Below are 11,057 nucleotides of genomic sequence, written 5' to 3'. Positions count from 1 at the left end.
GATCGGGGGGTAGGTTCTTCACGCCGCCACGGCGCCGAGAAAGCAGGAACACCCCCTCACAACGACAGACCTTTCTCCCCCCCCCCCCCCCCCCGCTTCTGTCTGTTCGGGCCGCGGCCGCGGGTAGCCCGACGTTTGCGGGCGTGCTTCCGTGATCTTCTGGTCTCGGGATTGTCACGAGACGTGGTTTGTCACGGTGTCGTATGCCGTACAGAACTTTCGAGCGCAAGCACCCTTCGGTGTTGTGTGGGACACATACCGACCGTTCGGGTCTGGATTTCCGGTGCCGCGGTCGCCGGATGATGCGTTGTCGCCGTGTGTCATTCGGACGCCGTATGAATCACGCGCCGAAGCAGGGGGAGTCGCGGCCTCATTAGTGTCCGCGGATCCACCGGGCTCGGGCGGTAAAGGGGTCTTGCGCAGGGGATTCGACGGTCGCCTTCCCGATCCGCGCATCGGGTGTCGTTGGCGTTCTCGGTGCGGCCGGGCCGGCGTCCGTCCGTGCCCGAGTCTGCGACCCCTGGCGCGGAGCCGAGGTGCCGAGTGTGTGTTGCCGGGCATTAGCAAGGGGTTGTGGCGCTGATCACTTTTGGTTGAAAACCTCGAGACCTGCGACGTTACCTGGTTGTGACCTTCTTGCTGCGTGATGGTGACCCGCGATGGACGGACGTCCTCGCCGGAACGCCTGCGGCAGGTTCGCCAGGCCGATCGTCTCTCCCGGCCGACAACCCGGAGCACATCCATGTACGTCTCACACTCGCGCCATGTTCGCGCTGCCATTGCCGCCGCCGCACTGATCACCGCAGGCACCTCCGTCATGGGCCTCGGGGCCACCGCGGTCGCCAACGCCGACACCGCCATCGCGGCAGGCCCCTCGATCTCCGCGCCCGCGCGGTACCTCGAGGGCGGCACCCTGTTCTCGACGATCGGCTTCGAGGCGCTGCCCAAGCCGGAGTCGGCCTCGGCGGAATCGGCGACCGACGCAGCGGCGTCCGACGGCTCGGCCACGGGTGCCTTCGCGGCCCTGAGTGCGTTCGTGACGGACTCCGCCGCCGAGACCGAACCCGCGACCGAGTCGGCGGCCGAGCCCGCGGCCGAACCCGCACCGGAGCCCGCGCCAGCCCCGCCTGCCGGCGTCACCCCGGAGGACCTGGCCCGGATCGTGCCCGGCATCGCCGCCGAGAAGATCGCCGCATACATCGCCCCGCTCAACGAGGCGATGGCGCGCAGCGGCATCGATAACCCGGTCCGGCAGGCGGCCTTCATTGCGCAGCTCGCCGTCGAGTCCGACTCGTTCCGTACCTTCGAGGAGTACGCCTCCGGCCGTGCCTACGAGGGTCGCGCCGACCTCGGCAACACTCAGCCGGGCGACGGTGAGCGCTACAAGGGGCGCGGTGCCATTCAGATCACCGGCCGCCACAACTACGAGAAGGTGAGCGAGTACACCGGTGTTGACTTCATCGCGCACCCCGAACTGCTCGCAGCACCGGAGAACGCCTTCACCACCGCGGCCTGGTACTGGACGTCCCGCAACCTGAACCAGGTGGCGGACACCGCGGGCATCGTGCGGGTGTCCGAGCTCGTCAACGGCGGCCACCACGCGCTCTCCCGCCGCATCGCGGACTTCCAGCGCGGTCTGGACGTGCTGATCCGCCCGTAGCGGTCGGCGCCGGGATGTGCGGGCGGCCCCGGTCCGTTCGTTGTTACCGTCGCGGTGTGAGCCACGACATCCGGTATTCGGCTGCGGCGCGGGACGGGCCGGTGGCCCAGCGATGACCCTCGAGCTCCCCTCGCACACCAGGGTTCTCGTCGTCGGTGCCGGGTTCGGCGGCCTGACGGTCGCCGCTGGCCTGGTCCGGGACGGTCAGGCGGATGATGTCCTCGTCATCGAGCGGGCAGGTGAGGTCGGCGGAACCTGGCGCCAGAATACCTATCCCGGCTGCGCGTGCGACGTCCCGACCACGCTGTACTCCCTGTCGTTCGCGCCGAGTCCGGACTGGAGCCACACCTTCGCGGAACAGCCCGAGATCTTCGACTATCTCAAGGAGGTTGCGACACGCACCGGTGTCCGAGCGCGCACCGTTGTTGATTGTGAACTCCTGGAAGCGAACTGGGATGATCGGGCCGCGGTGTGGCGGGTCCGGACCAGTCGGGGTGACATCACCGCCGACGTGGTGGTCGCCGCAACCGGCGCGCTCTCGGCGCCGAACATCCCGCCCATCGCCGGTTTGGAGTCGTTCCGCGGCACCGTGTTTCACTCGGCGTCGTGGAATCACGACCATGACCTGACCGGGGAGCGGATCGCGGTGGTCGGCACCGGCGCGTCCGCGGTGCAGTTCGTCCCCCGGATCGTCGACCGGGTCCGGCGGGTGACCGTCTTTCAGCGCACCGCGTCCTGGGTGATACCCCGGACCAATCGAAGGCGCGGGGCGACGGAAAAGCGGGTGTATCGACGGTTTCCGTTGACGCAGAAAATGTCTCGCGGACTCGTCTACCTTCAGCGGGAGGGGTACGTCGTCGTCTTCGCGTACCTGACCTGGCTGCTGCCGCTGTTCGCGTTGGTCGCACGGGGGTATTTGCGGAGGCAGGTATCGGACCCGGTGCTGCGGCGGAACCTCACGCCGTCGTTCACGATCGGGTGCAAGCGGATGCTCCTCTCCAACGACTGGTTAGCGACCCTGGATCGGGACGACGTCGATGTCGTGGCCTCCGGATTGACGAGGGTCACTCCTACCGGGGTGATCGGGGAGGACGGCGTCGAGCGTGCGGTGGACACCATCATTTTCGGCACCGGGTTCACCCCCACCGAACCGCCGGTGGCCCGCCGTGTCCGCGGCACCGACGGCCGAACCCTCGCGGAGCACTGGGACGGCAGCCCCAGCGCGCATCGGGGCATGACGGTGCACGGCTTCCCGAACCTGTTCCTCATGTACGGACCGAACACCAACCTCGGCCACAGTTCGATCGTGTACATGCTCGAGAGCCAGGCCGCCTACGTCACGGCGGCACTGGCGCACATGGCGGCGGCCGGGCTCGTGTCGGTCGACGTGTCGGCCCTGGCGCAGGACGAGTACAGCGGCCGAATGGAGGCGGCGCTTCGGTCGACGGTGTGGAACCGGGGTGGCTGCGCCAGCTGGTATCTGGATTCCCGTGGCCGGAATTCGGTGATGTGGCCGACGTTCACCTGGCGGTACCGGTCGCGGCTGCGGCGCTTCGATGCCGAGAACTATCGAACCGTCGCCCGAGCTCGGACCGACGCACCCGCCTGACGGCCGAGATCCGCGTGGCCGCGGGTGTTTGCCCAGCTCACCGGGGGTCGTCTGGGATCGCTCACAATCATGCACGACAATTTTCGGATTCCGTGTAACGCTCCGCCGCGGGACCTCGATAGTCAGGTCGTCCCGCGTTGCAGCCAGACCCCCGACCCGGTTGCAGCGCGGGACACTCGCGTGTCGCACCCGTGCCGGGACCTCTGCCGTCGGGGTACCCGGTCCGGCCGCGCTACCCTGGAGGGTCGAAGCGGGTCCTGGCCCAGCAGAACGACACTACCGGGAGGACCGCACGATGACCGGCGGAATCGGCAAGCACTCGGGTGCGGAGCGTGGATCGGGGCTGCCCGACGGGGAGACACCCGATTCGGTGCACCCCGACGGTGACGTGCCCGGCCCTCCGCTCCCGTCCGACGGCGAACCCACCGCGGAGCCGTCCGCCGACCCGCGCGATGCCCGCGGCAGCGGCGATGCGACCGGACCGGCGGACGTCGATCCGGAGCCCCCCACCGAGCACATCCGCCCCGAGGACGTCCCGACCACGGTGCTGCCGAAGATGACTCCCGGCGCGTCCCCGGGCGCCGCCACACCCCCGCCGGTGCAGCCCGCCGCCACCCCGGTCGCCGTGCCGCCGCCCCCGCCCGCCTCCACCCCGCCGCAGGCACCCCCGCCTTCCGCCGCGGCACCCGATCCGGACACGGACACCCGGCGCAGGCGCCGCCTCGTGATCGGGGCCGCCGCCGGGGTCCTCGCGGTGGGTGTTGCCGGATACATCGCCGATGTCGCGCTCTCCTCGGACCAGGTCCCGCGGGGCGTGACGGTGGCCGGGGTGGACATCGGCGGAATGTCACCGGACGAGGCCGAGTCCGTTCTGCGTACCGAGATCGACCCGCGCCTCGGCAGCCCGGTCGTGGTCCGGGCCGGCGACGTGACCACCGAACTCGTTCCCGCCGAGGCCGGTCTCGGTGTCGACTGGGACGCCACCCTCGACCGCGCGGGGGACCAACCGCTCAACCCGATCACCCGGCTGGCATCCCTGTTCACGCATCGTGAGGTCGGGGTCGCCGCCACCCGTGACGACGGTGCCCTCGCGGCGGCGGTCGAGGGGCTGCGCACCCGAACCGACCGCGCGCCCGTCGAGGGCTCGGTCGTGTTCGAGGGCGCAACACCCGTCGCGGTGTCCCCCCGGCAGGGGCAGACGCTCGATGCGCCCGGTGCCGCGGAGGCGCTCGCCGACGGGTGGGCGGCCGCCGACGGTGTCGAGGTCCCCGTGACCGTCGACCCCGTCTCGGTCACCCAGTCCGGTGTCGACCGGGCATTGCGCGAGGTCGCGACGCCTGCGGCAGCAACGGATCTGGTGGTCGCGGGGCGCGACGGCGGACAGGCGGTGCTCCCGCGGGACCGGATCGGAACGGTGCTGTCGTTCACCCCGGACGGCGACGGCGGTCTCAGCCCGCACTTCGACGTGGACGCGGCGATCGGGGTGCTCGGGCCGCAGTTGGCCGCCACCGAGATCCAGCCGAAGGACGCGTCGTTCGCGCTGTCCGGTGGGGCGCCGAAGGTGGTGCCCGCGGTGACCGGCGAGACGATCGAGTGGCACAAGACGCTCGAGTCGTTGCCCGCCGGGTTCTCCGACGCGGGTCGCGGCAGCCTCGACGCCGTGTACGAGCCGAAACAGCCCGCGCTGACGACCGAGGCCGCGAACAAGCTCGGCATCACCGAGGTGATTGCCGAGTACACGACCGGTGGCTTCGAGTACGCGTCCGGGGTGAACATCCGGTTGGCAGCCGCCGAGATCGATGGCGCACTGGTTCAGCCGGGAAAGACGTTCTCGCTCAACGATTACACCGGACCGCGTGGCAGCGCGGAGGGCTACGTTTCCTCCGGAATCATCAACAACGGCCGCCCGGACACCGCGGTGGGCGGCGGCATCAGTCAGCTCGCGACCACGCTGTACAACGCCGCCTACTTTGCCGGGATGGAGGACGCCGGGCACACCGAGCACAGCTACTACATTTCCCGCTACCCGGAGGCGCGGGAGGCGACGGTGTACGAGGGGGCGATCGACCTGCGATTCACCAACGACACCGACACCGGTGTGCTCATCGAGACGATCGGGACGAGCTCCGACATCACGGTCCGGCTGTGGGGAACCAAGACGGTCGACGTCGAGTCGATCACCGGCGACCGGTACGCATACACGTCGCCGAACACGGTCACGCTGCCCGCCGGGTCCGGCTGCATCGCGTCGTCGGGCGCGCAGGGGTTCACCACCTCGGACACCCGCGTCATCACCGACCGTGCGTCCGGGCGGGAGCTGTCCCGCAACACCCGGACCGTGAAGTACGACCCGGTGCCGATCGTCCGCTGCATCAGCCCGGAGCCCCCGCCTGCGCCTGCTGACGCGGCTGCGCCTGCTGCGCCGCCCGCCTCGGCGGAGGATGCCCCGTCCGCATCGGCAGGCGAGGCGGAGGGCGAGTGACCGGATAGCCCCCGGATCCAGCAGGGAATGCGGCGAGGCCGCACACCGGAATCCGGTGTGCGGCCTCGTTTCGGGAGCCGATCTGCGCCGTCAGAAGGCGGCTTCGTCCATCTCCATCAGGTCGTTGTCCACGTTGGCGACGATGCCGCGGGACGCGGTGAGCTCGGGCAGGACGTTCTTCGCGAAGAAGGACGCGGTCGCGACCTTGCCCTCGTAGAACGGCTTGTCCTTGTCGGAGGCGCCCGCGTCCAGCTTGCCGAGCGCGATCTCCGCCGCCTCGAGCAGCTGCCAGCCGACCAGGAGGTCGCCGACCGATATCAGGAAGCGAACCGAACCGAGGCCGACCTTGTACAGCTCGGTCGGCTGCTCCTGGGCGCCCATCAGGAAGCCGGTCAGGGTCGCGACCATCGCCTGCACGTCCTCGAGTGCGGTGGCGAGCAGCGCGCGCTCGGTCTTGAGCCGGTTGTCGCCGTCCTCGCGGTCGAGGAACTTCTTCACCTGGCCCGCCACGTGCGCCAGCGCGACGCCGCGGTCGCGGGCGATCTTCCGGAAGAAGAAGTCCTGCGCCTGGATCGCGGTGGTGCCCTCGTACAGCGAGTCGATCTTCGCGTCCCGGATGTACTGCTCGATCGGGTAGTCCTGCAGGAAGCCGGAGCCGCCGAGGGTCTGCAGCGAATCGGTCAGGTACTGGTACGCGCGCTCGGAGCCGACGCCCTTGACGATCGGCAGCAGCAGGTCGTTGACCCGGTGCACGAGGTCGCCCTCGGCGCCGGAGACGTGCTTGGCGACCTCGACGTCCTGGTGCGCCGCGGTGTACAGGTACACCGCGCGCAGGCCCTCCGCGTACGCCTTCTGCATCGCCAGCGCCCGGCGCACGTCCGGGTGGTGGGTGATGGTCACGCGCGGCGCGGCCTTGTCGGTCATCTGGGTCAGGTCGGCGCCCTGGACGCGCTGCTTGGCGTAGTCGAGGGCGTTGAGGTAGCCGGTGGACAGGGTGGAGATCGCCTTGGTGCCGACCATCATGCGGGCATGCTCGATGACGTCGAACATCTGCGCGATGCCGTTGTGCACCTCGCCGACCAGCCAGCCCTTGGCGGGCACGCCGTGGCCGCCGAAGGTGAGCTCGCAGGTCGCCGACGCCTTGAGGCCCATCTTGTGCTCGACATTGGTGACGAAGGCGCCGTTGCGCTCGCCGAGCTCGTTCTTCTCGAAGTCGAAGTGGAACTTCGGCACGAAGAACAGCGACAGGCCCTTGGTGCCGGGCCCCGCGCCCTCCGGGCGGGCGAGGACCAGGTGGAAGATGTTCTCGAACAGGTCGTCGGAGGTGGCGGAGGTGATGAACCGCTTGACGCCCTCGATGTGCCAGGAGCCGTCGTCCTGCTTGATCGCCTTGGTGCGGCCCGCGCCGACATCGGAGCCCGCGTCCGGCTCGGTGAGCACCATCGTGGCGCCCCAGCCGCGCTCGACGCAGGTGGCCGCCCACTGCTTCTGTTCGTCGGTGCCGTTGGTGAACAGCACGTTCGCGAAGGACGGGCCCGCCTGGTACATGAAGGCGGCGGGCTGCGCGCCGAGCATCATCTCGGAGATCGCCCACACCACGGAGCGGGGGACCGGCACGCCACCGATCTCCTCGTCGAGGCCCATCCGGTACCACTCGGCGTCCCACATCGCCTTGAAGGACTTCTTGAACGACTCGGGCAGGGTCGCCTCGTGGGTCTCCGGATCGAAGACCGGCGGGTTCCGGTCGGCGTCGGCGTATGCCTCGCCGAGCGGGCCCTCGGCCAGCCGTGCGACCTCGCTGAGCATGTTCCTGATGGTGTCGGCGTCGAGGTCGCCCCAGGTGCCCTCGCTCAGCGGCTTCTCGAGGTCGAGTACCTCGAAGAGGTTGAACTCCAGGTCACGAACGTTGCTCTTGTAATGCCCCATGTCTTCTTATCTCCCTGAGATGGTGCGGTCCAGCCCCTGGTGATGCCCACGTTCTGGCCTTGTTCAGTCTTCGTCGAGGTACCGCCCCGCGTTCCCGCGGTACGGCTACTCGTGAGTAACTTAGCCGATGTTACTCGCGATTCAGTTAGGTGCCAACAGGACCGCGAAAACCGACGACCAGGGCCTGTCGGGGGTCCGCGTCCGAGGCCGGGTCGCCGTCGCGGCCGGGGTGGTCGGCGAGCGTCAGTGTCGCCGTCGTGATGGTCAGATGGCCCGCGAGGTCGTTCGCGAGTTCCTCTGGGGTGCAACCGGAGTCGGTGATCGACGGGGATCGCTCCGGCTCGAGCGCCAGCAGGGTTCCGCCCGGGCGGAGGGCGGTGGCGGCCCGGGACAGGACCCGTCGGCGTGATTCCGCCGACAGCTGCAGGTGGCAGGCGAGGACGAGGTCGTACGCCTGCGGGACCGCGAGGTCCGTCACGTCGGCATGCACCCAGGTCACGCGGTCGCGGCTCGCGCGGGGGAGCGCAGCAGCGGAGCGCACCGCGCGCGTCAGCGCGGCCGTGGAGAAGTCCACCGCCGTCACCTCCCAGGCGCGCAGGGCCAACCACAGCGTGTGCCTCCCGGTGCCGCAGCCCAGGTCGAGGGCCCGGCCTGCGGCCAGCGCCGCCACGTGCTCCACCACCGCCGCATCCGGCACCGAACCGAACGGCGATTCGCCCCGCTCGTGCCGGCGATCCCACGCGTCTGCATCCATGTCGCGACGGTAGCGGGCCGGAGGCGTCTCCCCCCGTCAGCGGTGCAGGGTGGTGCGCAGGAGCAGGACGTTGTAATTCGAGTGCACCGTCGTCAGGAAGTACAGGTCCGGGCCGCTCGACCACGGGTGCATGTAGGCGCCGTAGGCGGTGGGCAGCTCCCGCGCCTCGAGCAGCACCTCGGGCGGCCCCCACGGTCCGGTCGGGGACGGCGACCGGCGCATCACCACCGAGTTGGCGTTGTCGGTGGTGAGCATCAGGTACTGGCCGAGGAACTGGTTGTACTGCACCGACAACTCGCCGACCCCGCCGAAGACGATCGGTGCTGCCGCGCCGACGTCGCCCCGCTTCCACTCCCCGCCGTTCCAGTACTCGTACGCGCCGAGGTCGCGGATCTGCTTCTCCGGCACCCGCGCGACATAGACCAACCCGCCGCGTCCGGGCGGGGTTCCGTACTGGTAGACGTACCCGCCGTCCTTCATGAAGGCGCTCATCTGGAAGTTCCGGTTGCCGTCGACGTTCGGCCTGCTCGTCTCCGGCGCATCGACCCAGTTCTCGCCGTTGTCGGTGGAGACCGCGAGGCGGGAGAAGTTCGTCTCCCACTTGCCAGGCTCGCCCCAGTGGTTCACCGACATCAGCGACATGTACTGGACGCCGTCGACCGCGACGCCTGCCGTCGGGATCCGGCTGATCTCGACGTACGGGATCTTCGGGCTCGGCACCAGTTCCTTCGCCTGCCCGAGCAGGTCACGCGGCGTGCTGTCGAACGTCATGCCGTCGGCGAGGTTGCGATCGGCACTGCGATAGAGGGCGTTCGACCGCCACGACCACAGGCTCCCGTTCAGCAGGTTCGGGATGCCGAGCCCCGCGGAATCCCCGAACGCGGTGAGGATCTCGCCGTTCCCGTTGTCCCACATGATGCCGAGATCGGTGCCGAGGACGTTGGTGTCCTGGGTACGGTTCGCGCTGAGCAGCCCGGTGGCCTGGGCAACCGCGCTGGTGCGGCCCCGGAGGTCGGGGAGGGCGGTGGTGCCGTTCAGGCCAGGGATCGGATTGACCGTGTTGGGGTTCGCGGCGGCAGGCGCGGCGACCGCCAGTGCGGCCGCGACCGCCAGTACCCCGGCCCGGACGACTGGTCGTCCCGTGGATCCCCGCCCGCCCGATCGGAGCCAACCCGGTACCCGTTCACCCATGTCGCGTTCACCCTTCGACCGTCGCTGTACTTGCGCTGTGGAAACCCGTGTGCAAGAAACTGTCGTGCGGTAGAGCGTGGGGCAGGCGTCGCGCCCCGACCCATGTGACCGGACGTCCCATGTGACGAAGGGATCGTCGGGTGACGATGCTAGTGACCGATCGGACACTCTGCCGGGATATGTGGGGCGGGAGTTGTCGCGTGTTGCTGATGTGGCGGATCTGCCAGCGCATTGGTCGGTTTCGCGCCTGCGGGGCGGGTCGCGGTGATAAGAACCGCCTGTGTCGACGTGAGTGGACCGTCCAGTCCGTAGTGGACGTCGCGGCCCGGTCAGGTCGGCACAGTACGGTGTCAGACGAGGAGTTCGTGGTTTCGCCCGAGCATCCGAGACGAAGCAAGGAGAACAAGGTCAATGGGTGCAGCGATCACGAACACCACGGAGCTTCGGCCCTCCGCGATCCTCGGGCTCGGTGTGTACCGTCCCGAGCGGGTCGTGACCAACGAGGAGATCTGCGAGCAGATCGACTCCACCGACGAGTGGATCCAGTCCCGCTCCGGCATCCGGACCCGCCGCTTCGCGGGCCCGCACGAGAGCGTGCTGCAGATGTCCATCGCGGCAGGCCGCAAGGCGCTCGAGGCCGCGGGCCTGACCGGTGAGCAGATCGGCACCGTCATCGTCGCCACCTCCACCTACCCGGTGCAGACTCCCGCCTGTTCGGCGCTCGTCGCCGAGGAACTGGGCACCGGAGGCGCTGGCGCGATCGACATCGCCGCGGGCTGCGCCGGTTTCTGCTACGCGCTCGGCGTTGCGTCCGACCTCGTCCGCGCAGGCACCGAGGAGCACGTGCTGGTCATCGGTGTCGAGCGGATGAGCGACTCCACCGAGCCGACCGACCGCAGCGTGCGGTTCATCTTCGGTGACGGCGCGGGCGCGGTCGTCGTCGGTCGCAGCGAGGAGACCGGCATCGGCCCCGTCGTGTGGGGGTCCGACGGCGCGCAGGGCCGGGCGATCCGGCAGGAGCCGGACTGGGTCGACTTCGCAACCAACCCGGAGCAGAAGCGGCCCTGGATCATCATGGAGGGCACCTCCGTGTTCCGCTGGGCCGCGTTCGAGATGGGCAAGGTCGCCCAGCGGACCCTCGACACCACCGGCCTCACCGTCGACGACATCGACGCGTTCGTCCCGCACCAGGCCAACGCCCGGATCACCGAGGTCATCGCCCGCAGCATGAACCTGCCCGAGACCGTCGCCGTCTCCAACGACATCGCCGAGACCGGCAACACCTCCGCCGCGTCGATCCCGCTGGCGATGGAGGAGATGCTGCGTACCGGCAAGGCGAAGCCGGGCGACACCACCCTGCTGCTCGCGTTCGGCGCGGGCCTCGCCTATGCAGGCCAGGTCGTCACGATGCCGGTGCTCGCCAGCTGACCGGCCG

The 11,057-nt window shown here is 69.5% G+C and carries 7 protein-coding genes; 4 read left to right on the top strand and 3 right to left on the bottom strand.

From position 1 onward, the window contains the following. Window positions 1–742 precede the first annotated feature (742 nt). From ACFWQG_RS18605 to ACFWQG_RS18595, 3 genes are all read left to right on the top strand, one after another. Window positions 743–1,660 carry a glycoside hydrolase family 19 protein gene (locus ACFWQG_RS18605; protein WP_378509121.1) on the top strand — a complete coding sequence of 306 codons (918 nt, stop codon included), beginning with the start codon at window positions 743–745 and terminating at the stop codon, window positions 1,658–1,660. A 112-nt stretch (window positions 1,661–1,772) separates the two neighbouring features. Further along, on the top strand, window positions 1,773–3,269 hold the full coding sequence (locus ACFWQG_RS18600) for a flavin-containing monooxygenase (protein ID WP_378509120.1): 1,497 nt from the start codon (window positions 1,773–1,775) through the stop codon (window positions 3,267–3,269). 295 nt (window positions 3,270–3,564) lie between these two features. Beyond that, window positions 3,565–5,751 carry a VanW family protein gene (locus ACFWQG_RS18595; protein WP_378509119.1) on the top strand — a complete coding sequence of 729 codons (2,187 nt, stop codon included), beginning with the start codon at window positions 3,565–3,567 and terminating at the stop codon, window positions 5,749–5,751. A 90-nt stretch (window positions 5,752–5,841) separates the two neighbouring features. On the opposite strand, the gene ACFWQG_RS18590 is transcribed toward ACFWQG_RS18595, so the two are convergent. The 3 genes from ACFWQG_RS18590 to ACFWQG_RS18580 form a co-directional block, all read right to left on the bottom strand. Beyond that, window positions 5,842–7,677, bottom strand: coding sequence for an acyl-CoA dehydrogenase (locus tag ACFWQG_RS18590; RefSeq protein WP_378509118.1), 1,836 nt, complete (start codon window positions 7,675–7,677; stop codon window positions 5,842–5,844). 145 nt (window positions 7,678–7,822) lie between these two features. Continuing rightward, on the bottom strand, window positions 7,823–8,431 hold the full coding sequence (locus tag ACFWQG_RS18585; protein ID WP_378509117.1) for a class I SAM-dependent methyltransferase: 609 nt from the start codon (window positions 8,429–8,431) through the stop codon (window positions 7,823–7,825). Window positions 8,432–8,467: 36 nt separating this feature from the next. After that, window positions 8,468–9,622 (bottom strand): DUF4185 domain-containing protein, encoded by a 1,155-nt coding sequence (locus ACFWQG_RS18580; RefSeq protein WP_378509116.1) that lies wholly within the window; start codon window positions 9,620–9,622, stop codon window positions 8,468–8,470. A gap of 411 nt (window positions 9,623–10,033) precedes the next feature. Here ACFWQG_RS18580 and ACFWQG_RS18575 point away from each other — a divergent pair, with 411 nt between their 5' ends. Next, window positions 10,034–11,050 carry a beta-ketoacyl-ACP synthase III gene (locus tag ACFWQG_RS18575; protein ID WP_378509115.1) on the top strand — a complete coding sequence of 339 codons (1,017 nt, stop codon included), beginning with the start codon at window positions 10,034–10,036 and terminating at the stop codon, window positions 11,048–11,050. Window positions 11,051–11,057: the final 7 nt, after the last annotated feature.

It is taken from the genome of Rhodococcus sp. NPDC058532, from assembly GCF_042719255.1.
GTDB lineage: Bacteria > Actinomycetota > Actinomycetes > Mycobacteriales > Mycobacteriaceae > Rhodococcus_G.
Note: the sequence above shows the minus strand (reverse complement) of the source record. Positions and strands in the feature narration are given on the sequence as shown.